This window comes from Kitasatospora atroaurantiaca, assembly GCF_007828955.1.
Classification (GTDB): domain Bacteria; phylum Actinomycetota; class Actinomycetes; order Streptomycetales; family Streptomycetaceae; genus Kitasatospora; species Kitasatospora atroaurantiaca.
The window spans coordinates 4,367,564-4,392,352 of record NZ_VIVR01000001.1; the positions used below are offsets into that span (position 1 = coordinate 4,367,564).

The window sequence follows — 24,789 nt, forward strand, 5'->3', positions numbered from 1 at the left end:
CGGGACAATAGGTGGATGCCGTCCACTCCTGACATCGAAGCCGCGCTGCACAGTGCGCGGGCGCTGATCCTTGCCGACCTGACCGCACGGGACGTGGCGGACGCCGCCATGGTCTCGCTGGTCGAGGATGCCGTGACGCACCGGCGGTGGTGGCTGGAGCAGTGGCCCGACGGTACGGACTTCGTGCTCGGGCTGGTGGCGCAGGACGTCCAGGACGCGCTGCTGGAGGCGTACGGCCGCTGGCCGCTGTGCGAGACGTGCGCGGCGGACGGCGACCCGCACGCGCTGAGTGTCGAGCCCGAGCTGGGGCCCGAGCCGCACTGGGTGTGCGGCAAGGAGGGCGTCGTGGTCGCGCCCGTCGGGCAGCTGTCGTGATACTCATCGACCCGCCCGTCTGGCCCGGCCACGGGAAGCTCTGGTCGCACCTGGTGAGCGACGTCTCGTACGAGGAGCTGCACGCCTTCGCGGCGCGCCTGGGCGCGCCGGAGCGCGGCTTCGAGCGCGACCACTACGACATCCCCGCGCAGTGGTACGAGGACGCGCTGCGACTGGGTGCCCAGCCGGTCGGCAGCAAGGAGCTGGTGGCCCGGCTGACGGCAGCCGGGCTCCGGCGGCGGAAGGTCAGCCCAGCTTCGTGAGTTCGGCCGCCAGGTTGGCCCGTGCGGCCGCGTCGAAGCGGGTGCGGGCGGCCTCGGTGCGGTAGAGCGCGGGCAGGTCCAGGAGCTGGCGCAGGATCGCCGCGCGGCCGGCGCGGAAGACGTCCTCGGGCACGAAGCCGTACTCCTCGCGCACGGCGGCCGCGTAGGCCTCGTACTGCTGCGGGGTGCCCCCGAGAACGGCCAGGTCGGCGTCGCTGAGCACCTCGCCGTTGCGGTCCCCGGCCTCGGGGTGGTGGCTCACGGTGAGCCGGACCAGCCGGGCCACCTCCTCGACCAGCGGCTCCGCCAGCCCCGCCTCGCGCAGGGCGCGAACGGCCAGTTGAGCGCTGCGCTCCTCGTTCTCCGAGCGGTCCGGCCGGTAGACGACGTCGTGGAACCAGGCGGCCAGCCGGACGGCGTCCGGGTCGTCGGCGTGCTCGGCGAGGGCGTCGACGTGGTCCAGCACGGCCTCGAGGTGCTCGGTCGTGTGGTACCTGCGCTGTGGCTCGGCCCAGCGCTTCAACAGGTCGCGCCCGTACGGCTCCGGGTCGGCGGTTGCGCCGCAGCGCGTCAGCAGGGCGGTCCAGCGGTCGAGCAGGGCGTCGGTATCGGGCATGCGCCCATTCTGGCCCGGCGGGCGTCACGAGTTCGTGACGGGTGGCCGTCCGGGGCTCGCCCACAGGGGCCCGGATATGGCAGGGTAGCGCACATGTCTAGACCAATTCTCGAAGTCATCGCGCTGACCGCGCAGGATGCCCAGGCCGCCGAGTCCGGTGGTGCCGACCGCCTCGAACTGGTCACGGACATGGCCGCCGACGGGCTGACCCCCTCGGTGGAGGACTTCGCCGGGATCCGCGCCGCCGTGGACCTCCCGCTGCGCGTCATGCTCCGCATCCGGGACGGCTTCACGCCGGGCGGTCTGGACGAGCTCCGCGCCCGCGCCGCCGCGCTGCGGGCGGAGGGAGCCGAGGAGTTCGTCCTCGGCTTCCTGGACGCCGACGGGGCGGTGGACCTCGCCGCGACCACCGCCGTCGCGGAGGCCGTCGCGGGCTGCCGCTGGACGTTCCACCGGGCCATCGACCACAGCGCGGACCGTGCGGCCGTCCGTGCGGCCGTCGGCGAGCTGCCCGGGCTGGACACCATCCTCACCGCGGGCTCGCCCGCCGGCGTCGGCGCGGGTCTCGAGGTCCTGGCCGGAGAGCTGGCCAAGGCCGGTGACCCCGGGTACCGCCAGCAGATCCTGATCGGCGGCGGTCTGCGGGCCGAGCACGTCCCGGGCCTGCGGGCGGCCGGCTTCGACGGCTTCCACGTCGGTGGGCCGGTCCGGGTGGACGGCTGGACGTCCCCGGTGGACGCCGCCAAGGTCGCCGCCTGGCGCGGCCTCATCGATGGACGATAACCACAACAGGGGCGCGAGAACTGCGCGAAGCGGTAGGGCAGAGGTCGTTGCCTTCCGGTCTCGCGCAGTTCTCCCCCAGCCTTCGGCCGGGAGGTGCCCCCACGCGCCCCTGGAGAGTGCAACCGGCTCCGGTGCCTACCTTGCCCGGAGCTGCTCCGGCAGGGGCTCGGCGTGCAGGACGGTGAGGCCGGACACCGCGCGGGTCAGGGCGACGTACAGGCGGCGGAGGCCGGTGCGCTCGTCCGGTTCGCCCGCGACCACGGCGGCGGGCTCGTCGAGGACCACGTAGTCGTACTCCAGGCCCTTGGCGAGGGAGGCGGGGACTAGGGTGAGCCTGACCTCGGCGCTGGTCTCGGTGCCCGGGTCGAGGAAGGGCAGGCCCGCCTCGGCGAGGGCCTCGGCCAGCAGCGGGATGCGGTCGTCGGCGGCGATCAGGCCGGTGGAGCCCTCGTGGGCGAGGGACTTGCGGCAGGCCTCCACCAGGGAGTCGACGAGCCCGTCGGGGATGTGGCTGACGGCCAGCGAGCCGGGGGTGTCGCGGATCGAGGTCGCCGGGGCGAGGCCCGGGGCGATCGCGGGAAGCAGCCGGGAGGCGTACTCGATGACCTCCTCGGGGACGCGGAAGCCCTTGGTGAGCTCCTCGATGTGCGCGACGGGCTTGCCGAGGTGGTGCAGTGCATCGGCCCAACTGGCCGTCGCCCACGGGGTGGTGCCCTGGGCGAGGTCGCCGAGGATGGTCGCCGAGCCGGTGCTGCACCGGCGCCCCACCGCCCGGTACTGCATGGGGGAGAGGTCCTGCGCCTCGTCCACGACGACGTGTCCGAGCGAGGCGGTCCGCTGCACCAGGTCGGTCGCCTCGTCGACCAGGACGGCGTCGGCGGCGGTCCAGGGCGCGGTTCGGAGCGACCGTCCCGGCTTCGCCCAGCGGATGGCGGCCTGCTCCTCGGGGGCGAAGATGCCCTCCGCGCACGCGGCGAGGAACTCCGCGTCGGTCAGCAGCCGGTGCACCAGCTTGGCCGGGTCGACCGGCGGCCAGCACTCCTTGACCACGGCCTTGATCTGCGGGTTGCGGGCCACCGCGTCCTGCACCCGGTCGTCCGGAGCCTCGCCGCCCTGCTCCATCTTCAGCAGCACGGCGTGCGCGATCCGCTGCGGCAGGGCCTCCCGGGCCGCGCCGTAGCGGATCTCCCGGCTCTTCAACTCCTCGATGATCTCGACGAGTTCGTACACCGGTACCCGCCAGCGACGGGAGCCGCGCACCACCACGCAGGGCTCGGTCGGCAGCGCGATGCCGGCCCGCACGGCGCGCCGCAGCACCTCGGCCATCCGGGCGTCGCCCTTCAGCCGGGCCGACTCCGCAGGGTCCTCGGCCCGTACCTCGACGTGCGCCACCAGCTGCTGCACGGTCGCCTGGGCGACGTCCAACTCGCCCAGGGCGGGGAGGACTTGCTCGATGTAGTGCAGGAAGGAACTGTTCGGCCCGATGACCAGGGTGCCGGTACGGGCGAGCCGCTCGCGGTGCGCGTACAGCAGGTACGCGACGCGGTGCAGGCCGACGGCGGTCTTCCCGGTGCCGGGGGCGCCCTGGACGCAGACCGTGCCGCCGATGTCGGCGCGGACGATCTCGTCCTGCTCCGGCTGGATGGTGGCCACGATGTCCCGCATCGGGCCGACGCGGGGCTTCTCGATCTCCGCCGCGAGCAGGGCCGAGGTGGTCTCGGCCTCGGCCGGGTCGGTCAGGTGCTCATCCTCGTACGCCGTCAACTCGCCGCCGGTGTAGCCGAATCGGCGGCGCCGCTCGACGTCCATCGGCTCGGTGCGGCTGGCCCGGTAGAAGGGCTGGGAGACCGGTGCGCGCCAGTCGATCACCATCGGATCGCCGTCGGCGTCGTGGACGTGGCGGCGGCCGATGTAGAACTGCTCGCCCGTACCTCCCTCGGCCAGCGCTTCGCTGATCGCGTGCAGGTAGTCGAGCCGGCCGAAGAAGAGCGGCGTGTGCGCGAGGTCCGCCAGGGCCGCGATCCGGGCATCGATCTGATTCTGCAGGACCGCGGCGGAGACCCAGGTGCCGGTGACGTCGCGCAGGTCGAGCGACTCGACGTCCTCGCGCATCGCACGCAGCGCAGCCCGGGAGGCGGCCAGATGGTCGCGCTCGCGCTGCAGGGGGTCACGGAGGGGGTCGGTGGTGGGGGCGTGCACAGCGAACCTTCCCGGCTGCCCGCGGGTACGCGGCAGCGGTCTCGTCGTAGCTCACAGTGAAGGACCCCGGCCGGTACCAAGCGGTCGGGACCTCCCCCGGCTGCCGGCGACGGCACCACGGTTCGGGAGGGGGCAGACCGGCGATCCTAAACCCACCGCGCGCCGAGAGCGAATTGTTTTCCCCTTGTTCTCCCCCGGGCCGGCCTCAGGGGTGCCGTACGCCTGAAGTACGAGCGAGGTCCCGGCCATTACGGCCTTTCGGGTGATGTGCGCGGATGGCCGAAAACCTACTGTTGAAGCATGAGCACCGCACAGATCCACCCCACCGTCCGGAAGGCATCCAGGCCCCCCGTCGTGAGCGGCAGCACCGCAACCGCGGGCCCCCGCCGCCGCACCCCGATCTCGCACGCCGTCCGCAACGTCGGGATCATGCTCGACACCGCCGCACGCGTGCTCCTCCTCGGGCGCGACGGCGTCAAGCTCTGACCACCCCGAGTGACTACAGCACGTCGTCCGCGTCGATGATCCGGTACGCGTACCCCTGCTCGGCCAGGAAGCGCTGCCGGTGGGCGGCGAAGTCCTGGTCGACCGTGTCGCGGGCGACCACCGAGTAGAAGTGCGCCGAGTGCCCGTCGGCCTTGGGCCGCAGGACCCGGCCGAGGCGCTGTGCCTCCTCCTGCCGGGAGCCGAAGGTCCCGGAGACCTGGATGGCGACGGTCGCCTCCGGCAGGTCGATCGAGAAGTTGGCGACCTTGGAGACCACCAGCACGCTGATCTCCTTGGTCCGGAACGCCTCGAACAGCTTCTCCCGCTGGGCGTTGCTGGTCTCGCCCTTGATCACGGGGGCGTTCAGCACCTCGCCCAACTCGTCCAGCTGGTCGATGTACTGGCCGATGATCAGGGTCTGGTCCTTCTCGTGCTTCTTGACCAGGGCCTCCACCACCCGGCGCTTGGTCGCGGTGGTCGCACAGAAGCGGTAGCGCTCCTCCGGCTCGGCGGTCGCGTACGAGAGCCGCTCCGAGTCGGTGAGGGTGACGCGCACCTCGCAGCAGTCGGCGGGCGCGATGTAGCCCTGCGCCTCGATCTCCTTCCACGGCGCGTCGAAGCGCTTGGGCCCGATCAGCGAGAAGACGTCGCCCTCGCGCCCGTCCTCGCGGACCAGTGTCGCCGTCAGCCCGAGCCGGCGGCGGGCCTGCAGGTCGGCGGTGAACTTGAAGACCGGCGCGGGCAGCAGGTGCACCTCGTCGTAGACGACCAGGCCCCAGTTGCGGGCGTCGAACAGCTCCAGGTGGGCGTAGACGCCCTTCCGCTTGGTCGTCATCACCTGGTAGGTGGCGATGGTGACCGGGCGGATCTCCTTCTTCGTCCCGCTGTACTCGCCGATCTCGTCCTCGGTGAGCGAGGTGCGCTTGACCAGCTCGTGCTTCCACTGGCGGGCCGAGACGGTGTTGGTGACCAGGATCAGCGTGGTCGACTTGGCCTCGGCCATGGCGGCCGCGCCGACCAGGGTCTTCCCCGCGCCGCAGGGCAGCACCACGACGCCGCTGCCGCCGTGCCAGAAGCCCTCGACGGCCTGCTGCTGGTACGGGCGCAGTTGCCAGCCGTCCTCGTCCAGGTCGATCGGGTGCGCCTCGCCGTCCACGTACCCGGCGTGGTCCTCGGCGGGCCAGCCGAGTTTGAGCAGCACCTGCTTGATCTGGCCGCGCTCGGACGGGTGCACGATCACGGTGTCCGGGTCGACCCTGGTACCGACCAGCGGGGCGATCTTCTTGGACCGCAGGACCTCTTCGAGGACCGGCCGGTCGGTGGTGGTCAGCACCAGGCCGTGCACCGGGTGCTTGCTGAGCTTCAGCCGCCCGTACCGGGCCATGGTGTCGGCGATGTCCACCAGCAGCGCGTGCGGCACGGGGTAGCGCGAGTACGTCACCAGGGCGTCCACGACCTGCTCGGCGTCGTGCCCGGCGGCGCGGGCGTTCCAGAGGCCGAGCGGGGTCACGCGGTAGGTGTGGACGTGCTCGGGCGCGCGCTCGAGCTCGGCGAAGGGCGCGATCACGCGGCGGCAGTCGGCTGCCTTGGGGTGGTCGATCTCCAGCAGCAGGGTCTTGTCGCTCTGGACGATCAGCGGTCCGTCGTTCACGCGGGGAAGCCTCCATCGGTTCGGCGCAGACCCTCCAGTGTCGCGCACTCCGCGAGGTTTCCATCAGGCCGAGTGGTGGCGGACCACTGTGGACCGGCCGGTTACTTCCACTCGTAGGTCTTCGCGGTGCTCTTGCCGGTCGCGTCCGACTCGAACTCGTAGACGCCCACGAGGCTGTTGAGCCGGGCGAACTTCTCGGACGCGGTGTCGAAGTAGACCGAGCCGCGCCAGCTCACGGCGCCCGGGCCGGTGAAGTGGCCGATGCCGGTGCCGTGCCAGCTGATGGTGGCGCCGTCGGCCGTCATCGAGACACCCTGGCCCTCGCCGAAGAGCGTTCCGTCGGGCTGCAGGACCGTCTCGTAGGTGCCGATGTCCGTGGTCTCTGTACCGAGCAGGTCCCCGGTGCCCTGGAACGAGACCTCCAGCACCGGGTGCAGGCCGTCACCGCCGGGAAGGACCCGGGTTCCGGTTTCCTGGGCCTGGAATCGGCTGATCAGTTCGCCGAGCATGACGTCTCCTCTCGAAATCCCCTCTTCCGGACTACGCCCGGGGGTGGAACCCGTCAAGGCGGCGGTGTCCTGGCCGGTCCGGGCTCGTTGGGCAGGCCATGAAGAAGTCGAACCGCATCCTCGCCGCCGTCGCCCTCTCCGGCGCGGCCTTCGCCGTCACCGCGACCCCCGCCCACGCCCTGGCCGGCCTCGGCCAGACCGGCGGCCCCTTCGGTGCCGTCGCCTTCGCGCTCACCGACCTCGTGACCGGCGTGCCGGTCTCGCCGCCCGACCCGAACTCGATCATCGAGAAGGCCAAGCAGCAGCACGCGCAGGAGCAGGCGCAGCAGCAGCACTGACGTCCGGGGTCAGGGGCCGGGGCTCACGGTTTCTCGTCGACCTCGGCGACGCCGGTGATCCGGTGCAGGGCGAAGGTGCGGACCTCGTCCGAGAGGTGGTCGTACGCGGTGACGAAGCCGCCCTCCACCTTGACCGGGTCCACCACGCGCTGGGAGGCCAGGCCCTCGGCGTTGATGTAGCCGATCCACATCCGCTCGCCGAGCAGGACCGCCGTCTGCAGGGCGGCCAGGGTGTCGGCGGCGGCCGTGCGCGGGAGCTGCCGCAGGTCGGTACGGGCCGGGCCGCTCTGGTGCGGGGTCGCGGCCGGGCCCGCGACGGTCTCCCGGCGGACGGCGGTGGCCGCCCGGTCCCCCGCCCTGACCGCCTTGACGGCGGCGCCCAGCAGGACGTCGTCCGGCTGCGACGGGCCGTCGGGTACGGGTGCCGGGGCGGTCCGCGGCGGGGTGCGGTGGCTGTCCGGGCGGGTGATCAGCACGTCGCCCTCGGCGGACTCGGCAGCCGGCGCGTACCCCATGGTGCGGAGCACTGAGAGGAGTGTCTCGGGCGGGGCCTGGGCGGCCAGTACGGTCGGTGCGAGCAGGCGCAGGCGCAGTTCGACGGCCCGCCGGTCCGCCAGCACCTCCGCCAGCAGGGCGGTGTCGTCGCAGCGCAGGTACGAGGAGGCCGCGCCGACCCGGAGCACGCCGTGCCGGCGGGCCACGTCGTCGATCAGGTAGCTGAGCGGCTGCGGGACGGGCGTCCGGGAGTGCTGTCCGAGGAAGGCGTGCAGGTCGGCGGCGGTGCGTCCGGCGTCGAGGGCGCGGCGTACGGAGTCGGTGGTGAAGCGGTAGACGGTCGCGCCGCCCTTGGACTCGATGTCCGCGCAGAGGGCCAGGGCCTGGGAGAGGGGGGTGAGGAGCGGGCCGGGCGCGATCGCGGTGAGGTCGGGCTGCAGGATGACGTGGTCGAGCGGCTGGGGGAGCAGCGGGGCGAGGACGGGGGCCGGGTCGCCGCGGTCGAGGAGTGTGCGGGCCGGGGAGGCGAGCGCGCCGCGGCCGGTGATGCCGAGCAACTCGGCTTCGGAGAGGGCCCATTCGGTGAGGTGGTCGCGCAGGTCGCGGCCGTCCTGGCCCATCGGGCCGCCGCGCAGCGGGCGTTGCCAGCGCAGGGCGGGGAGCAGGGTCTCGGCGGTGGCCGTGCCGCCGGGCGGGAGGGTGGCCAACAGGGTCAGGACCGCGCGTCGTACGGACGGCGCGAGGGTGCGGTCGAGTTCGGGGCCGAGTGCGGCGCGGGTCTTGCCCTTGCCGTCGGGCGTCCCGGTCAGGCCGGCCACCCGGGTGGCGGTGAGCCAGCTGCGGGCGAGCAGGGCCCAGCGCTCGGCGACGGGCTGCTGCAGCCAGGTGTCGTAGGCGGGGGTCGGTGCCCAGCGCTCGTCCGCCTCGCCGTCCGGGGCCAGCAGGCCGGAGGTGTAGGCGAGTTCCAGCCAGAAGGCGGCGGTGGGCTCCGGGCACTCCAGGGTGAGCGCGGCCCGCTTGAGGTCGCGGACGCCGAGGCCGCCCGCGCGGAGGGTGGGGGGCGGCTGGAGGCCCCAGGTGTCGAGCAGTTCCTCGATGGTGCGGACGGCGGTGTAGGCCTGGCCGGCCGCCGCGTTGTCCACAGCCTGTGGATCACGCCGGGCGGTGGGGACGGGCTCGGGCCTGGTGGGCTCCGTCGTGAGGTGGCTGCGGCCGCCGCGCAGGTGCAGAGCCAGCTCGCGGGGGAGGACCACCGAGCCGGTGCTGGAGGGGAGCAGCAGGCCGCGCGCCAGCAGCCACTCGACCGGGCTGTGGGCGTCCTCGGCGGTGACCGGGCGGGCCGCGTCCGGGACGGTGCCGGTGGGCGGGCCCCAGACCAGCTTGTTCAGGAGGCCGAGGGCCGGCTCGGGGGCCTGGGAGAGGAGTGCGGCGCAGCGCTTGCGGTCGCCGAGGAGGGCGGTGAGGGCTGCGACGGCGGTGACCGGGTCGGGGGTCGGGGCCAGGCCCGAGCCGGCGAGGAGCTGCTGCAGGCGGGCCGGGGACATGCCGGTGGTGGCCTCCGCGAGGGTCGGGCCGAGGCCGGTGCGGCCCGGGTTGGCCGCGGTGGGGGCGAGGGCCTCGCGGACGGCGATCACCAGGCGCAGTGCCGAGTCCGGGCCCCAGAGCAGCGCCCGGCTGCGGAGGGTGGCCAGGGCGGCGGGCAGGGCGGCCGTGACGGCGGCGCGGTCGACGGGGTCGGCGAGCGGGTGCGGCTTGACCCGGGCGGGCCCTGCGAGGAGGTTGCGGATCGTGGTGTCCGGGCTGCCGTCGGGGGCGGCGGCGAGGGCTTCGGCGACCTGGAGCGTGAAGCGGTCCAAGCGTTCGAGGGCACGGAGGGCGGAGGCCCGGCTGGAGAGGCGGCTCGCGAGCTGGGTGAGGTCGCTCGGGACGGGGTTGAGCAGGTCGGGGCGTGCTCGCAGCAGCTCGGCCAGCGCCTCGTCGCTGCGGGCGCGGAGCTCCTCGGCGAGCGTACGGGGTGCGGCGGCGGCCCTGGTGGGGCGCGGCTCGCTCTGCTGAGTGGTCATCCGACCCAGGTTAGTCGGCCGGGGTTACCGGAGCCCAGTGTCGGGGTGCGGGGCGCTTGCGCGGGCGCTGCGGGGGCGGGTGGTCCGGGGCCGGGCGCGGCTGCCGGGGTGGTCGTTCCGGGGGCTGCATGATTTTCGTACTGCCGGGGCCGGGGGCGTGGTTTCTCGCCGTTGGCAGTACGAAAATCACGCACCACGCCCCGGAACGACCACCCCGTCCGCCACCCCCTCCGTTGTGCCTGGTGGGCGTTCAAGGTGCGGGTGGGGCGCGGGGGCGCGTACCGCTCGCGTGGGTATCAGGGAGTGGGTACGTTCTGCGAGCAGCGGGGTCGGCGACATGATGCGGGGTGGCAGGGCGATGGCGGGCGGCGAGTGGTGGCGGGTGGACGGGCCGTGGCGGGTCCTCGGGAGATCGGGCCGGGAGGAGGGGGAGGCGGAGAGCGTGTACGCGCCCGAGGTGCCCGTCGCGCCGCCTGTGCAGAAGGAGCCCGATGCCGGGGTGCCGGGGATCTCCGCCAAGGACTTTCCGGGCTGGGACAGCGTCGTGTTCGACTTCCCCGAGGCCGCTCCGATTCCCGAGCAGCGGGTGGAGGAGGAGACGGCGCAGGCGGAGGCGGAGACCGTTGCGGGGGTGCAGCCTCGGGTGGCGTTCCTGGCGGGGCGGCGGCCCTCGGTGCTGGTGCTGGTGGCCGCGCTGGCGCTGGTGGCGGGTGCGCTGACCGGGCAGCTGATCGCGATGCTGGCCGGTTGGGGCCTTGCGTACCTCGCGCCGCGGCTGGGTGATCTGACCCGGAAGTTCGCCGTCCTCGGGATCCCGTTGGTCACCATGACCGGCTCGACCGTCTGGTTCTGGGGCCGCGCCCACGGCCGCTGGGGTTCGCCGCTGGCCCCGGGCGCACAGCTGAGCCACGAGACCTGGGCGGCCGCCCCGGGTGTCCTGCGGCTCGCGGCGCTCCTGTCGGCGCTCTTCCTGCTGGCCGTAACCCTGCGACGGCGTCCCGAGGTCACTTAGACGCGCCGCCAGGGGGTGCACCCATCAGGATCGGGCAGCGGGGAACTGCGCGAGATCGGAAGTGACGGCGCCGCACCTTCCGCCTCGCGCAGTTCCCCACGCCCCTGTGGCACCCCGCTGCGTCAGCTACGGGCGGAGCCGCTCAGCGGGCGGTGGCTGTGGTGTACCGGATCGCCGTGCGGCGTACGTAGGTGCCGTCGGGTTCGGCCAGGGGCTGCAGGGCCGCGATGGCGGCCTCGCGGGCTTCGGGGAGCCGGTCGGGCGGGATCGTCTCCAGCGCTGCTCGCCAGCCGCCGGCCCACTGGGAGCGCCACCAGGCCTCGGCGTCGGGGTAGTGGGAGACGGCGGTGTGCTCGACCGTGGTGATGCCGGTGAAGCCGGCCGCGGCGAGGAGTGGAGGGGTGACTCCCGGGCCCTGTCCGCGTGGGTGCAACTTGGCGCAGCTGCTCTGCGGAAGGTAGCCGCTGAGTGCGGCGGTCGGCTGCTTCCAGCGCGGGTCCTCGGCGCCGAAGGCGGTGAAGCCGAAGCGGCCTCCGGGCTTCAGGACCCGGTGGATCGAGGCCAGGGCGGCGGCCGGGTCCGGCGTGAAGACGACGGCCAGTGAGGAGAGCACCGCGTCGAAGGACAGGGCGGGAAGGTCGAGTGCCTCGGCGTCGCCGAGCTGGACGGTGACCTGGGGCAGGGCGGTGGCGTCGGCGGCGGTCGCGGTCACCATGCCGGGGGCGAGGTCCACGCCGACGGCGGAGCCGCCCGGCCCGACGGCGGTGGCCGCCGCGAACAGCACCGCGCCGCGTCCGCAGCCGACGTCCAGCACCCGCTCGCCCGGTTTCAGTGAGGCCAGGGCGACCAGGCGGGCGCCGATCGGGTTGAAGAACGGGCCGTTGACGGCGTCGTACTCGGGGGCGGCCAGGGAGAAGGTGCGGGCGAGGTTCGCCTTGCGGTCCGACATGGCGTCATGCTCGTCGGGCTCTGCGGCCGAGGTCAACCACCGAGGAAGCGCTGGAGTTCGGCGATGACGAGGTTGGCGCCGGTGTAGCCGATGCCCTGGAACCAGAGCTGGTCGTCCACCGGGAAGGCGCGGTGGGCCTGTACCGCCGCGAGGGCCTGCCAGCCGCTGCTCGCCAGGATGCCGGTGGTCCCGGCCTTCGCCGGGTCCCCGTAGGTCGCGTAGAAGAGGAAGTCGCCATCGGCCTTGGCGATCTGGTCGGGGGCCACCTCCACGGCGAACTGGTCGACGTTCTGGGCGTCGGGGCGTCCGAGCTGAAGATCCGTCAGCAGGGTGCCGATGAAGCTCTGCCTCCCGTACAGCCGCACCGTCGGCGATCCCTCGACGAAGCGCACGATGCTGATCCGTCGGCCTGGGCCGATCGCCTGGATCGTCTGCGCGACGTGCCTGCCGTACGCGGTGACCACCGCGACCGCCTGCTCCTGGCGGCTGAGGGCCTGGGCGTGCAGCTGGAAGTTGGCCTTCCAGGGGTAGCCGGTGGTCTGGGTCAGCACGGTGGGGGCGAGGCCGCGGAGGGTGTCGTAGCGGACGGCGTCGCGGGTCTGGTTGCTGAGGATCAGTTCGGGCCGGAGCGCGCTGATCTTCGCGATGTCCGGGCTGCCGATGTCGCCGACGTACGCGGTGCCCGCGAGCCAGGAGGCGGGCCAGTAGTCGGGGAAGTCGCTGTTGGCGGCGGCTCGTGCGGCCCCGACCGGGGTGATCCCCAGGGTGATCGCGGAGTCCAGCTCGGCGGTGTCCAGGGTCACCACGCGGACCGGGGCGCCGGGCACCACGACCGGGCCGGTGGCCGTGGTGACCGTCACGCTGGGCAGCGGCACCGGACTCGGCGGCGAGGTGTCGGCGGGCGACGGCGAGAGGGAGGGCGCCCGCGAGCCGAGGACCGAGCTGGTGCATCCGGTGAGGAGTGCCGCCCCGAGCCCGGACAGGACGGTCCGGCGCGGGAGCTGACGTGGCATCGGGACTCCTCTGATCGGCGCGTGGAGTCGATTATGTCCGAATTGTCTCGACGGGTGGGTTCAGCCGGCTCGTAGGCTGGGCCCCATGTCTCTCACCGTCGGCTTCGACCTCGACATGACCCTGCTCGACACCCGGCCCGGCATCAGGGCCACCTTCGATGCGCTCTCCGCCGCCACCGGCACCTGGATCGACAGTGAGCTGGTGATCACCCGGCTGGGCCCGCCGCTGGCCCGTGAGCTGGCCGAGTGGTTCCCGGCCGAGCACGTGGAGGAGATGGCCACCCGCTACCGGGCGATGTACCGCGAGTACGCGCTCCCCGGCACGCTGCTGCTGCCGGGAGCCCGGGAGTCGTTGGACGCGGTGCGGGCGAGCGGCGGCCGGGCGGCCGTGATCACCGGCAAGTACGCGCCGAACGCGCGCCTGCAGCTGGACCACGTCGGCCTCGCGGCGGACGTGCTGGTGGGTGACACCTGGGCCGAGAGCAAGGGCGCCGCCCTGCGCGAGCACGGCGCCGCGGTGTACGTGGGCGACCACCTGGGCGACATCACGGGCGCCAGGACCGCCGAGGCCGTGGCCATCGGCGTGGCCACCGGACCGTACGGCGCGGCGGAGCTGCGCGAGGCGGGCGCGGACGTGGTGATGGCCGACCTGACGGAGTTCCCGGACTGGCTCGCGGGCTACTTGGCCGGCTGAGTGCGCCGGCGCTGGGCGCGGGCCGAGAGCAGCAGGCCGGTGAGCGAGAGCAGGAAGCCCAGCGGCATCAGCATGCAGAGCCAGTAGGCCGCGGTCGGCAGCCGGGGCAGGTCGAAGAAGAGTGGGACGAACGTCACAAGGGTGGCGATCGATCCGACGCCGAAGACGATCGCCCCGGCCCGGACGAAGAGCTCGCCGCGGTCGGCGTTCTGGCTTGTCACGCGCGCTCCTCCTGAGTTCGACGATCCAGTGTCGCAGAGTGGACGGCCCCCGCCGATCGGCGGGGGTGGACTCCCCCCAGACGCTCAGATCTCTCATCAAACTCTCAGGCACTCTGGAGTTTGTTGGGGAACACAGGTCCGGTGGAGCAGGGACGTACGACGCAATGGGTCTGACGAGTCATAAGGTACTGGCGCTGTCCGCGCTGGTATCGGTGCTGCTGATCGTCGGTACGGTCTGGCTCTGGCCCCGGCTGGCCAACCGCTCCTGGGTGGCCGTCTGCGGGCGGCTGGGCACCATCCTGGGCACCCAGCTCGCCGTGATGGTCACCCTGGGCCTGCTGGCCAACAACTACTTCGCCTTCTACAGCAGCTGGGCGGACCTGCTGGGCACCAACAACGACGGCCCGGTGACCATCCAGAACCAGATGCTCGGCGGCGGGAAGCACCCCGGCGTCCAGCAGATCTCCAACGAGAACGTGCGCGGCACCAACACCGTCGGCCGCGAGCCGGCCGTGGTCGGCAAGCTGGAGCGGATCCGCATCCCCGGCGCGAGCACCGGCCTCGCCACCGAGGGGTACGTCTACCTGCCGCCGCAGTACTTCCAGCCGGACTACCAGAACAAGAAGTTCCCGGCCGTGATCGCGATCACCGGCTTCCCCGGTGACGCCAAGAACCTGATCACCAAGCTGAACTACCCCTCCAGCGAGCTGCAGCTGATCAAGGAGGGGAAGTCGAAGCCGACCGTCCTGGTGATGATGCGCCCGTCCCCGGCCATGCCGCGGGACACCGAGTGCGAGGACATCCCCGGCGGCCCGCAGTCGGAGACGTACTTCGCCAAGGACGTGCCGCAGGCCATCCGCGGCTCGTACCGGATCGCCGACGGAGCCGGCAGCTGGGGCGTCATCGGCAACTCCACCGGCGGCTACTGCGCGCTCAAGCTGGCCATGAAGCACCCGGACGTCTTCTCGGCGGCCGTCTCGCTCTCCGGCTACTACCGGGCCGCCGAGGACCCGACCACCGGTGACCTGTTCGGCGGCAGCCAGCAGCGCCGGGACGCGGCCGACCTGGACTGGCGCCTGGCGAACCTGCCGAAGCCGCAGGTCTCGCTGCTGGTCGGCGGCAGCAAGGAGGGTGACGGGGACTACTACTCGGCGACCCGGAAGTTCATCGACGGTGCGAAGGGCGGGGCGACCAAGGTCTCGTCGATCACCCTGGAGACCGGCGGCCACAACTTCAACACCTGGTCCCGGATGCTGCCCGCCTCCCTGGGCTGGCTGGGCGAGCACCTCAACGCGCCCGCCTGACCTGGCCCTCTGAGCCCGCCGTCACTGCGCGGAGTTCTTCGGGGACGGGGAGTTTCGACCTCCGGGTGGCCGGGGTATGCAGCCTTCGCACGGGGCTGATCCGGATGCCCCGCCTTCCCGACCGGGGGTGTCAGCCAGTGGAGAGCGCGATGCCGCGCCCTGGCCGCGCCAGGCCCCGGGCGGCGGCCCCCGACAGAGCCGCACACCAATATCCTGCTGCGCGCGAGTGAACCGCTGACGGATCATTGCTGATCGAGACCGACCTGCCTGTAGAGCGGTCGGCTCGTCATCCACCCGGTGATCCTCGGCCCCGCGCCGGGATCCCCCGCACCCACACTGAGGACTTTTCGAGATGCCCACCGGCCAGGTCAAGTGGTTCAACGAGACGAAGGGCTTCGGCTTCCTGTCGCGCGACGACGGCGGCGATGTCTTCGTCCACACCAAGGCGCTGCCGACCGGGGTCACCTCGCTCCGGCCGGGCCAGCGGGTCGAGTTCGGCGTTGTCGCCGGGCACCGGGGCGACCAGGCGATGGCCGTCACCCTGCTGGACGCACTGCCGTCCGTGGCCGCCGCCCAGCGCAAGAGCCCGGACGACATGGCGCCCATCGTGCAGGACCTGATCACCACCCTGGACGCCGTCCTGCCCGGCCTGCAGCGCGGTCGCTACCCGGCCAAGCCGACCGGCCAGAAGCTGGCCGTCCTGCTGCGGGCGGTCGCCGACCAGTTCGACGTCTAGGCACGTCGGGTAACTCCAGGGGCGCGGGGAACTGCGCGAGATCGGAAGCAACGGCCTGCACTCTCCCGCTTCGCGCAGTTCCCCGCGCCCCTGGATGCCCCTAATTGCTCGGTTGCCCAGGCGGAGCCCTAGAAGCTGAGCGCACCCGGGCCGATCGCCGGCACCAGCCCCTCGGCGGCGGCCCGGGTCAGCAGCCCGCGCACGGCCGCGTAGCCGGCCTCGCCCAGGTCGGCGGTGAACTCGTTCACGTACAGGCCGATGTGCTGGTCGGCGACGCCCGGGTCCATCTCCTGCGCGTGCTCCAGCACGTACGGGCGCGAGGCCGCCGGGTCCTCCCAGGCCATCCGTACGGAGGCCCGGATCGCCTCGGCGATCTCGCGCAGCCGCTCCTGGCCCAGCGAGCGCCGGGCGATGATCGCGCCGAGCGGGATCGGCAGCCCGGTGTCCTGCTCCCAGGCCTCGCCCATGTCGGCGAGCCGGTGCAGGCCGTACTGCTGGTAGGTGAAGCGGGCCTCGTGGATCACCAGCCCGGCGTCCACCCGGCCGTCCCGGACGGCCGGCATGATCTCGTGGAACGGCAGCACGACGATCTTCCCGAAGCCGCCGGGCACCGCCTTGGCGGCCCAGAGCCGGAACAGCAGGTACGCGGTCGAGCGCTCGCTCGGCACCGCGACCGTACGGCCGGTGAGGTCCGTGTCGGGTTCGCGGGTGAGGACCAGCGGCCCGCAGCCGCGGCCCAGCGCGCCGCCGCAGGGCAGCAGCGCGTACTCGTCCAGGACCCAGGGCAGCTGCCCGTAGCTGATCTTCAGGACGTCCAGCTCGCCGCGCTCGGCCAGCCCGTTGGTGATGTCGATGTCCGCGAACGTCACCTCGGGCGCGTCGGCGCCCGGCACCAGTCCGTGCGCCCAGGCGTGGAACACGAAGGTGTCGTTGGGGCAGGGCGAGTACGCGATGCTGAGGCGCTCAGCCACGGGTGACCTCCTGGAGCAGTTCCTGGTAGGGCAACGCGCCGAAGGCCCGCTCCAGTGCCGCGAGGGCCTCGCCGATCCGCCAGGCCGCCCGGTCGCGCGGGCCGACGGCGTTGGAGACCGCCCGGACCTCGAAGGCCGGAATGCCGTACCGGGCCGCGGCCTCGGCCACTCCGAAGCCCTCCATCGCCTCCGCCACCGCCTGCGGGTGGCGGGACGTCAGCTCGGCGGCGCGCTCGGCGCTGCCGGTGACGGTGGAGACGGTGAGGACGGAGCCGGAGACGGCGTCCAGGGCGTCTGAGGCCAGCGTGACGGCGCCGAGCGGAGGTGTGTGGCGCACGGTGCCGAAGCCGAGCTCGGCGACGTCCTGGAAGCCCTCAGGGGTCTCGGCGCCCAGGTCCGCTGCCACGATCTCCTGGGCCACCACGAGCGAGCCGATCGGCGCGTGGGGGGCGAACCCGCCGGCGATTCCGGCCGAGACCACCAGCGAGTACCGGTACGCGGCCAGCACGCTCGCCGTCGCGGCAGCCGCGGCGGCCGGGCCGACCCCGCCGACCAGGACGTCCACGGGCACCCCGGGCGCGTGCTCGCTGCGCCGCAGCTCGCCCCCGGGGACCGGGACCGGCCAGGAGTCGTCCTTCAGCCCTCGCAGTACGGCCTCGGCCTCGGCCTGAACGGCAACGACGACGAGCAGCCCGGGGGGCTGCTCGTCGTCGGAGAGGTAACGGCTCACTTGGTGGCGGCGACCGTGACGGCGTCCTTGTTCTTCAGCTGGAAGTACCAGACACCGATGATGTCCTGGGTCTTCTGGTCGGCCTCGACCACGGTGACGGTGGTCTTCTCGCCGGCGTTCAGCACGCTGGTCGCCGCGACCGAACCCGAGTAGGTGGAGCCCTTGCGGGCGCTGGCCAGCGTCGCCTGGCCCTGGGTGCCGCCGTTGGTGAAGGCGAACCAGCCCTTGTCCGCCACGCCCGGCTCCACGCCGACGCCGATCTGGTCGCTGGCCACGACGTCGGAGGTCGGCAGGGAGCCGTCGGCCTCCGCCTTCTTGGCGTCCGACTGGCACTTGGCCTGCGCCTCCTCGCTCAGCGCCTTGCCGTCGTTGTAGCAGAACGGCGCGGAGTGGATGGAGGAGCGGCCGACCGTCAGGGTGGCCAGGTGCTTCTCGGGCTCGCCCTTGTCGTTGGCGTGCGCGACGGAGAGGCCGACCGTGCCGGCGCCGATCACGACGACGGCGCCGAGGGCGGCGATGACACGGGTGCTGAGGCTCATGGGCAAGAGGCTACCGGGCTTTGCCGATCACGCTGCGCCGGGGTGGGCCGTGCAGGGTCAGGTCGTGTCGCGGTTGGGAGCGTCCTAGGCCACCCGAGGGCGGGCGGCCGGCCCGCGCAGCCCGACCTTGAAGAGCGAGCGCACCGTCCAGAGCAGCACCAGCCCCACCACCCCGGCCGCCACCGAGAGGCCCAGCGCCCCGTCCAGCGGCAGCAGGATGCCCAGCGCGCCGCCGACCACCCAGGAGAGCTGCAGCACCGTCTCGGACCGGGCGAAGGCAGACGTCCGCACCGCCTCCGGGACGTCCCGCTGGATCAGCGCGTCCAGCGCCAGCTTGCCCAGCGAGGCCGCGACCCCGGCCGCCAGCGCCAGCAGGGCCACCGTCAGCAGGCTGTACCAGAGAGCTGCCGCGCTCGCCGCGACCGTGGCCAGCAGCAGCATCGCGGTGACCGTCGCCTCCGAGCCACGGGTCCGCAGCCAGGAGCCGAACACCGAGCCCAGGGCGTTCCCGATGCCCGCCGCGGCGGCGATGATGCCGAGGCTCACCGTCGCCGGCACGCCGCCGACCGGGTCGTCCCGCAACAGGAAGGCCAGGAACATCACCATGAAGCCGACCAGCCAGCGCAGCGCCGACACCGCCCGCAGGGCGAGGATCACCGACGGGCCGACCGTACGCAGGCTCGCCTTGCCGGGCGGCGGCTGCGGTTCCTTGTACAGATGGGGAAGGTGGTGGGGATGGTGGGGGTGGTGCTCGTCGGCGTGCAGGTCGGCCCGCAGCTCGCCCTTGGCGGAGTCCACCTTGTGCGGCAGGTGGAAGGCCATCACGGTGCCGATCACGAAGACCAGGAACGCCCCGCGCAACGGCCAGCCGGGCCCGATCAGGTGCAGAACCCCGCCGACGCCCGCCGCGACCATGGTGGCCATCAGACCGGCAAGGGTGACCCGGGAGTTCGCCTTCACCAGGGACAGCTGCGGTGGCAGCAGCCGGGGCACCACGACGCTGCGCACCACGCCGTACGCCTTCGAGGCGACCAGCACCCCGAGGGCCTCCGGGTAGAGCGCGATTCCGCCGGTGGCCACCGTGCCCGCCATCGTCCAGGCCAGCACCGCCCGGGCCAGCATGGACATCGCCATGGCGGCGCGGCGGCCGTGTGGCAGGCGGTCCAGCAGTGGGCCGATCACCGGGGCCAGCAGGGCGAACGGGGCCATCGTGATCAGCAGGTAGGCGGCGACCCGGCCACGGGCCTCGCCGGTCGGCACCGAGAAGAAGATGGTGGAGGCCAGTGCGACGGTGATCAGCATGTCGCCGAAGGAGTTCAGCGCGTGCAGTTCGATCAGCTTGGCCAGGCCCGACTCGCCCGCGCCTTCGGCGGCCGTCGCCCGGCGGATCTGGCGGCCCGTGCCGTGCACCATCCGGCCGGTCCGCAGGCCGGCCGCGGAGGCGCCGCGCACCAGGAGGTTCCTGGACCTGGGGGAGGTGTCCTGCTCGGACTCCCCGTCGGGTTCCTGGTCGACAGCGGTCGGCGCGGAGCCGTCCTCCGGCTGCGGCTCCGCTTCGTCCGCAGGGGGGACCGGGGGCTGCTGTCGCGGCACGGCGCTCGGCTCCGGGGAGGGATCCGGGGAGCCGTCGGCCTGCGGATCGTGCAGTGCGCGCCGCGACGAGGTCTCGTCCGCCACATTAGCCATCCTGCCCGAGAAAGCCCCGGTTCACGAGGGAAGGAGAGGGAGACCCGCCGACAATCGGGAACGGCCGGGCACCGGGCTGTCCCGGGGAGCCGACCGGCGGGTAGCCTGCACTACGCGCATGCAGACCCTGCGGGCGGCGCGGCCGGTCCACGGACCGGCTCCGAGTCGCGCAGAATAGGGATAGACGGTACCCAGCGGGACCGGAACCCGTGTCAAGGTCTGTCGAAGCTCTTCGGGTGGTTTCTCCGGGAGCCGCCGCAACGGAGCGGGCGACAGACCGCAGGCAATGGACCGCAGGCAACAGAACTGGGAGAGAATCGACGCCGTGAGTGCTGCGATGCGAAGCCGTACCCCTGACCGGCTCTGTGCCGAGGCTGTCGAACTCGCCCGTCAGGCAGCAGTCGACGCCGTCGGCCCCGAGACCGTCGGGGCGCACCTCGGCGCCCAGGCGGACGGCGAGCGGGTCGTGACCCACACGTTCGAGTGCCTCGACGCGGCGTACCGCGGCTGGCACTGGGCCGTCACCGTGGCGCGCGCGCCGCGCGCCAAGAACGTCACGCTGGACGAGACGGTGCTGCTGCCCGGCCCCGACGCCGTCCTCGCCCCGCAGTGGGTGCCGTGGAGCGAGCGCCTGCGTCCGGGCGACATGGGCCCCGGCGACCTGCTGCCCACCGACGCCGACGACCTGCGCCTGGAGCCGGGCTGGTCCGGCGAGGACGAGCCGGCGCCGAACTCCGCGGTGGTGCTGGAGGCCGAGGAGGACCTGGTCGTCACCGACCCGCACGTTCAGCCCGCGCCCGCCCGTGCGCAGATCGGTGCGGTCGCCGAGGAGCTCGGCATGGGCCGGCCGCGGGTGCTCTCCCGCCTCGGGCTGCACCTGGCGGCTGATCGCTGGGAGACCGCGTACGGTGCGCAGACGCCGATGGCGCAGGCCGCCCCCGCGCACTGCAACAGCTGTGGCTTCCTGATCCCGATCGGCGGCTCGCTCGGGCAGGCCTTCGGGGTCTGCGGCAACGAGTTCGGTCCTGCCGACGGCCAGGTCGTCTCACTCGCGTACGGCTGCGGCGGGCACTCCGAGGCCGCGGTCCTGCCCGCTCCGCCCACGCCGTCCGAGCTGATCCTGGACGAGCTGGTGGTCGAGCCCCTGCAGCTCCACCCCGACCGCTCCAGCGGCTCCGTCGAGCCCGACGCCCCCGCCGAGGAACTCGGCCACGCCTGACCCCACGCCCCCACTCGCAGGGGCAACCATTCAGGGGCGCGGGCCTCTGCTCGATCAACTGCGTGCGCGACCAGCCCTCTACGGAGGTGCATGGTTGGCGGCGCAGTTCCCCGCGCTCCTGGGGCACCCGCTCGTACGGGTTTCTTGATGGCCCCTGCTCGGGCGGCCGGCCAAACAGGGGCGCGGGGAACTGCGCGACCGGCCACTGACCGAGGTGCATGGTTGGCGGCGCAGTTCCCCGCGCTCCTGATGCACCCGCCCGCACGGGTATCTCCGCGACGCTGAATGCGGGTGTCTCCGAGCCCCGTGGTCGGTCGGAGAGCCGCCGCGGGGGAGAATGCCCCCGTACGCACGGCAGGGTGGCAGACGGCGGAGGGTGGCAGTCCAGTGGAGCCTCGGATCATCGGCAGCGGTACGGACGAGCAGGCCGCCGACGTCTTCGACACGGCCGCGCTGCGCCACCGGGTGCTGGACGCCTGGACGGCGGCCCCGGCGCGCTTCCGGGAGGACGCCAACGCGGAGGAGGAGCTCGCCCTCGGCGGGTACCGCGACCGGCTGATCGTCGAGCTGGCCCAGAACGCCGCCGACGCCGCCGCCCGGGCCGGCACCGCCCCCGGCCGCCTCCGGCTCACCCTGCGCGACGGCGTCCTGGCCGCCGCCAACACCGGTGCCCCGCTGGACGAGGCCGCCGTGGAGTCGCTCTCCACCCTCCGCGCCTCCTCCAAGCGCACCGACGAGTCCCCCACCGTCGGCCGCTTCGGCGTCGGCTTCGCCGCCGTCCTCGCCGTCACCGACGAACCGGCCGTGCTCAGCAGCCACGGCGGTGTCCGCTGGTCGCTCGGTGAGGCGTACGCGCTCACCGAGGCCCGGCCCCAGCTGGTCGAGGAGCTGCGCCGGCGCGAGGGCCATGTGCCGCTGCTGCGCCTGCCGTTCCCCGCCGAGGGCGCCGCGCCCGCCGGGTACGACACCGTGGTGGTCCTCCCGCTGCGGGACGCCGCCGCCGAGGACCTCACCCGCAGGCTGCTCGCGGAGATCGACGACGCCCTGCTGCTCACCCTCCCCGGCCTCGCCGAGATCACCGTCGAGACCCCCGACGGCACCCGGGTCCTGACCCGCTCCGCCGCCGACCAGCAGCCCGACGGCATCACCACCGTCACCCTCACCGACGGCTCCGCGCGGACCGTCTGGCAGACCGTCACGCTCGCCGGGACCACCGCGCCCGAGCTGCTCACCGACCGCCCCACCGAGGAGCGCGCCCGCCCGTACTGGACGGTGACCTGGGCCGTCCCCGTCGACGGGACGGGTACCCCGCAGCCGCTGCGCACCAACCCCGTCGTGCACGCGCCGACCCCGAGCGACGAACCCCTGGGCGTACCGGCCCTGTTGATCGCCGGGTACCCCTTGGACTCCACCCGTCGGCACGTCGCCCCCGGTGCGCTCACCGACTTCCTCACCGAGCGCGCTGCCGACGCCTACGCGGACCTGCTGCGTGCCCGGGGCGGTGACCTGGGCTCGCTCGGCCTGGTCCCCGGCCCGCTCGGCCAGGGTGCGCTGGACAACGCGCTGCGGGGGGCGATCCTCAAGCGCCTCCCGGCCACGCCGTTCCTGCCGCACCCGGCGCCGGTCGAGGAGGGCACCCCCGCCCTGCGCCCGCGCGACGCCACGCTTCTCGAGGGCGCCGACCGCTCGGTGGTCGAGGCGCTCGCGCCGATCTTCCCCGGCCTGCTCCCGGCCGGCCTGGAGCGCCGTACGGAGCTCCGCGTACTCGCCGTCCGGCGGGTGCCGCTCGCCGAGGTGGTGGACCAACTCGGCGGCCTGGAGCGGGAACCGTCCTGGTGGCGCAACCTGTACGCGGCGCTGGCCGGGGCCGACCCGGAGGCGCTCGGCGCGCTGCCCGTGCCGCTCGCCGACGGCCGTACCGTCACCGGCCCGCGCCGCGTCCTGCTTCCCTCCGACGCCGCCGACTGGGCCGGGTACGAGGGCTACCCCGAGGCCCTGGCCGAGGCGCTCAGCCTGCTCGACCTGCGGCTCGCCCACCCCGATGCCGCGCACCCGCTGCTGGCCAAGCTCGGCGCCAACACCGCGACCCCGGCAGGGGTGTTGGACACCCCGGAGGTCCGGGCGGCCGTCGCCCGCTCGCTGGAGGTGGGCGAGGACGACTTCGACGCCGCCGTCGACCTCGCGGATGCCGTGCTCGCCCTGGTCAAGGCCGCCGAGGCCGCACCCGGCGACCACCCGTGGCTGGCCCGGCTGGCGCTTCCGGACGACGAGGGCGAGCTGTCCCGGGCCGGTGAGCTGATCCTCCCCGACAGCCCGCTGGCCGCACTGGCCCGCGAGGACGACGCCGGGTACGTGGACGAGGACCTGCTGGAGCGCTGGGGCCCCGAAGTGCTGGCGGCGGCAGGGGTGTTGAACAGCTTTGTGCTGGTCCGCGCCGAGGACGTGGTGCTGGACCCGGACGACCTGGAGCGGCTCGACCCGACCGTCCCCGCCGACCGGGCGGCCGGCGGCCGCCCGACCGGCCTGCTGGACGAGGCCCCGGACGGCCTGGCCGAGTGGTGCGAGGATGCCCTGGAGGCCCTGAACGCCGACGAGGGCGACCTGGGCGTGCCCCCGGTCGCCGCCGAGCTACTGGCCGTCCGCGATCTCGACCTGGTCGACGACCGGGCCTGGCCGGAGGCCCTGGCCCTGCTGGCCCGCCCGCCGTACCGGGAGGCCGTGGTCAACCCGGTCCGCACCCTGCTGCCCGACGGCAGTTACGTCGACCTGCCGCCGTACACCGCCTGGTGGCTGCGCGACCACCCCGTGCTGGACGGCCGCGAGCCCGCCGGGCTGCGCGCGGCCGGCGCCGACCCGCTGCTGCGCGGCCTCTACGACGAGGCCCGCACCTCGCTGGACGAGACCTTCCTGCACGCCCTCGGCGTGCGCACCACGCTCGCCGCACTGCTCGCCGAGACGCACGGCCCGGACGAGCTGCTGGACCGCCTGGCCGACCCGGCCTCGATCGTGACGCACCGTCAACTGCACGGTGTCCACACGGCGCTGGCCGCCGTCCCGGCGGAGCGGATCGAGTCGCTCGACGTGGTCAGGGCGCTGCCGCCGCTGGACCGCGAGACCGGCCGCCGCCCCTCGCACACGGTGATCGTGGACGCCTCGGAGGCCGTCGTCGCCGACGCCCCCGACCTGGTGGAGCTCCTCCACTCGCACCCGCTGCTGCCCGTCGCCCCGGAGCTCGCCGCCGAGCTCGCCGAGCGACTGCACGTCTCGCTGGCCAGCGAGGTGGCCGGCGGCCGGGTGCTCTCGGAGGGCACCCTGCACCGGACCCCGGCCGTGGTCCGGGAGTTGCTGCCCGGCTGTCCGGCGGCGTACGAGGAGCACGAGGAGCTCCTGGTGGTCGGCCCGGACGGCGAGGAGGCCGCCGTCGGCTGGCGCTGGGACACCGGCGCCCCGGCCCCGGAGGTCCCGTACGACCCGGAGAGCGCCGAAGAGGCCGACGAGGACGACGAGTTCGAGGTGCCGCCGGTGCCCGGTCTGCTGCACGCGGCCACCCCGGAGGGCCTGGCCGCCGGCCTCGCCTGGTCGGTCGGCCAGTGGCACCGCCGCTTCGAGATCCTGGCCGCGCTCACCGAGCCGGACCGCGCCTACGAGCTGCTGGCCGCCCGCGACTTCGAGTCCTGACGGTCCTTGAGCTCCCTCAGCGACTCGAGGTCCTGGACCAGCTGAGCCGCCTCCGGGGCCCGGAGCGTGCGGTACACCGCGACCGCACACCCGGCCCCGGCGGCGGCGACCAGCAGCAGGAGCGGTCCGTGCAGCCGCTGCGGCAGCGCGCCCAGGGCGGCCAGCCCGTGCACCACCAGCCACCCGAGGAAGGCGCTGGTCACCCCGGCACAGAAGGCGGTGAACGCCTCCAGATCCCCACCCCGACGTGCCATCTCCG

General features: G+C 73.5%; 24 protein-coding genes. 11 read left to right on the forward strand and 13 right to left on the reverse strand.

Annotated features, from left to right (window positions below):
- Positions 1–15: 15 nt before the first annotated feature.
- On the forward strand, positions 16–375 hold the full coding sequence (locus tag FB465_RS20105) for a hypothetical protein (RefSeq protein ID WP_145792521.1): 360 nt from the start codon (positions 16–18) through the stop codon (positions 373–375).
- Complete coding sequence (locus FB465_RS20110; RefSeq protein WP_246192742.1) at positions 372–638, forward strand: DUF4031 domain-containing protein; 267 nt, start codon at positions 372–374, stop codon at positions 636–638. The genes FB465_RS20105 and FB465_RS20110 overlap by 4 nt, the downstream gene beginning before the upstream one ends.
- Here the strand turns inward: FB465_RS20110 and FB465_RS20115 are convergent.
- Positions 622–1,254 carry an HD domain-containing protein gene (locus FB465_RS20115; protein WP_145792524.1) on the reverse strand — a complete coding sequence of 211 codons (633 nt, stop codon included), beginning with the start codon at positions 1,252–1,254 and terminating at the stop codon, positions 622–624. The genes FB465_RS20110 and FB465_RS20115 overlap by 17 nt on opposite strands.
- A 93-nt stretch (positions 1,255–1,347) precedes the next feature.
- On the opposite strand from FB465_RS20115, the gene FB465_RS20120 reads away from it, so the two are divergent.
- On the forward strand, positions 1,348–2,037 hold the full coding sequence (locus FB465_RS20120; RefSeq protein ID WP_145792526.1) for a copper homeostasis protein CutC: 690 nt from the start codon (positions 1,348–1,350) through the stop codon (positions 2,035–2,037).
- A gap of 135 nt (positions 2,038–2,172) precedes the next feature.
- On the opposite strand, the gene FB465_RS20125 is transcribed toward FB465_RS20120, so the two are convergent.
- Positions 2,173–4,236 carry a HelD family protein gene (locus tag FB465_RS20125; protein WP_246192743.1) on the reverse strand — a complete coding sequence of 688 codons (2,064 nt, stop codon included), beginning with the start codon at positions 4,234–4,236 and terminating at the stop codon, positions 2,173–2,175.
- A gap of 300 nt (positions 4,237–4,536) precedes the next feature.
- Between FB465_RS20125 and FB465_RS20130 the strand changes: the two genes are divergently transcribed.
- Positions 4,537–4,722, forward strand: a complete 186-nt coding sequence (locus tag FB465_RS20130) for a hypothetical protein (protein WP_145792528.1) — start codon at positions 4,537–4,539, stop codon at positions 4,720–4,722.
- Between the two features lie 13 nt (positions 4,723–4,735).
- Here FB465_RS20130 and FB465_RS20135 read toward each other — a convergent pair whose 3' ends face one another.
- Positions 4,736–6,373, reverse strand: a complete 1,638-nt coding sequence (locus FB465_RS20135) for a DNA repair helicase XPB (protein ID WP_145792530.1) — start codon at positions 6,371–6,373, stop codon at positions 4,736–4,738.
- 101 nt (positions 6,374–6,474) lie between these two features.
- The gene (locus FB465_RS20140) at positions 6,475–6,882 is read right to left on the reverse strand and encodes a DUF2961 domain-containing protein (RefSeq protein WP_145792531.1); all 408 of its coding nucleotides are present in this window, start codon (positions 6,880–6,882) and stop codon (positions 6,475–6,477) included.
- 98 nt (positions 6,883–6,980) lie between these two features.
- Here FB465_RS20140 and FB465_RS20145 point away from each other — a divergent pair, with 98 nt between their 5' ends.
- Positions 6,981–7,220, forward strand: coding sequence for a hypothetical protein (locus FB465_RS20145; RefSeq protein WP_145792532.1), 240 nt, complete (start codon positions 6,981–6,983; stop codon positions 7,218–7,220).
- 23 nt (positions 7,221–7,243) lie between these two features.
- Here FB465_RS20145 and FB465_RS20150 read toward each other — a convergent pair whose 3' ends face one another.
- Entirely contained in the window at positions 7,244–9,778 is a 2,535-nt protein-coding gene (locus FB465_RS20150; RefSeq protein WP_145792533.1) for a helicase C-terminal domain-containing protein, read from the reverse strand.
- 358 nt (positions 9,779–10,136) lie between these two features.
- On the opposite strand from FB465_RS20150, the gene FB465_RS20155 reads away from it, so the two are divergent.
- Entirely contained in the window at positions 10,137–10,790 is a 654-nt protein-coding gene (locus FB465_RS20155) for a hypothetical protein (protein ID WP_145792534.1), read from the forward strand.
- Positions 10,791–10,932: 142 nt separating this feature from the next.
- Here FB465_RS20155 and FB465_RS20160 read toward each other — a convergent pair whose 3' ends face one another.
- Both FB465_RS20160 and FB465_RS20165 read right to left on the reverse strand, forming a co-directional pair.
- A complete protein-coding gene (locus FB465_RS20160; RefSeq protein ID WP_145792535.1) occupies positions 10,933–11,739 on the reverse strand; it encodes a class I SAM-dependent methyltransferase in 807 nt (268 codons plus the stop codon).
- 32 nt (positions 11,740–11,771) lie between these two features.
- Positions 11,772–12,752, reverse strand: a complete 981-nt coding sequence (locus FB465_RS20165; RefSeq protein ID WP_145792536.1) for an ABC transporter substrate-binding protein — start codon at positions 12,750–12,752, stop codon at positions 11,772–11,774.
- Positions 12,753–12,837: 85 nt separating this feature from the next.
- Between FB465_RS20165 and FB465_RS20170 the strand changes: the two genes are divergently transcribed.
- Complete coding sequence (locus FB465_RS20170) at positions 12,838–13,446, forward strand: HAD family hydrolase (protein ID WP_145792537.1); 609 nt, start codon at positions 12,838–12,840, stop codon at positions 13,444–13,446.
- Here the strand turns inward: FB465_RS20170 and FB465_RS20175 are convergent.
- The gene (locus FB465_RS20175; protein WP_145792538.1) at positions 13,431–13,667 is read right to left on the reverse strand and encodes a hypothetical protein; all 237 of its coding nucleotides are present in this window, start codon (positions 13,665–13,667) and stop codon (positions 13,431–13,433) included. The two genes, FB465_RS20170 and FB465_RS20175, sit on opposite strands and share 16 nt — an antisense overlap.
- Before the next feature lie 164 nt (positions 13,668–13,831).
- On the opposite strand from FB465_RS20175, the gene FB465_RS20180 reads away from it, so the two are divergent.
- Complete coding sequence (locus tag FB465_RS20180) at positions 13,832–14,971, forward strand: alpha/beta hydrolase (protein WP_145792540.1); 1,140 nt, start codon at positions 13,832–13,834, stop codon at positions 14,969–14,971.
- 352 nt (positions 14,972–15,323) lie between these two features.
- On the forward strand, positions 15,324–15,707 hold the full coding sequence (locus FB465_RS37545) for a cold-shock protein (protein WP_145792542.1): 384 nt from the start codon (positions 15,324–15,326) through the stop codon (positions 15,705–15,707).
- 128 nt (positions 15,708–15,835) lie between these two features.
- Here the strand turns inward: FB465_RS37545 and FB465_RS20190 are convergent, their stop codons facing one another.
- The 4 genes from FB465_RS20190 to FB465_RS20205 all read right to left on the reverse strand — a co-directional run bounded on the left by FB465_RS20190 (position 15,836) and on the right by FB465_RS20205 (position 19,360).
- Positions 15,836–16,678 carry a 1,4-dihydroxy-6-naphtoate synthase gene (locus tag FB465_RS20190; RefSeq protein WP_246192744.1) on the reverse strand — a complete coding sequence of 281 codons (843 nt, stop codon included), beginning with the start codon at positions 16,676–16,678 and terminating at the stop codon, positions 15,836–15,838.
- Complete coding sequence (locus FB465_RS20195) at positions 16,671–17,408, reverse strand: futalosine hydrolase (RefSeq protein WP_246192745.1); 738 nt, start codon at positions 17,406–17,408, stop codon at positions 16,671–16,673. The genes FB465_RS20190 and FB465_RS20195 overlap by 8 nt, the downstream gene beginning before the upstream one ends.
- Positions 17,405–17,947 carry a hypothetical protein gene (locus tag FB465_RS20200; protein WP_145792544.1) on the reverse strand — a complete coding sequence of 181 codons (543 nt, stop codon included), beginning with the start codon at positions 17,945–17,947 and terminating at the stop codon, positions 17,405–17,407. The genes FB465_RS20195 and FB465_RS20200 overlap by 4 nt, the downstream gene beginning before the upstream one ends.
- An 84-nt stretch (positions 17,948–18,031) precedes the next feature.
- A complete protein-coding gene (locus tag FB465_RS20205; protein WP_145797466.1) occupies positions 18,032–19,360 on the reverse strand; it encodes an MFS transporter in 1,329 nt (442 codons plus the stop codon).
- A gap of 610 nt (positions 19,361–19,970) precedes the next feature.
- Here FB465_RS20205 and FB465_RS20210 point away from each other — a divergent pair.
- Positions 19,971–20,852 carry a DUF3027 domain-containing protein gene (locus FB465_RS20210; RefSeq protein WP_145797467.1) on the forward strand — a complete coding sequence of 294 codons (882 nt, stop codon included), beginning with the start codon at positions 19,971–19,973 and terminating at the stop codon, positions 20,850–20,852.
- Between the two features lie 387 nt (positions 20,853–21,239).
- A complete protein-coding gene (locus tag FB465_RS20215) occupies positions 21,240–24,530 on the forward strand; it encodes a sacsin N-terminal ATP-binding-like domain-containing protein (protein WP_246192746.1) in 3,291 nt (1,096 codons plus the stop codon).
- On the opposite strand, the gene FB465_RS20220 is transcribed toward FB465_RS20215, so the two are convergent.
- Positions 24,494–24,784: a hypothetical protein gene (locus FB465_RS20220; RefSeq protein WP_145792545.1), complete on the reverse strand. Its 291-nt coding sequence runs from the start codon at positions 24,782–24,784 to the stop codon at positions 24,494–24,496. The two genes, FB465_RS20215 and FB465_RS20220, sit on opposite strands and share 37 nt — an antisense overlap.
- Between the last annotated feature and the right edge of the window lie 5 nt (positions 24,785–24,789).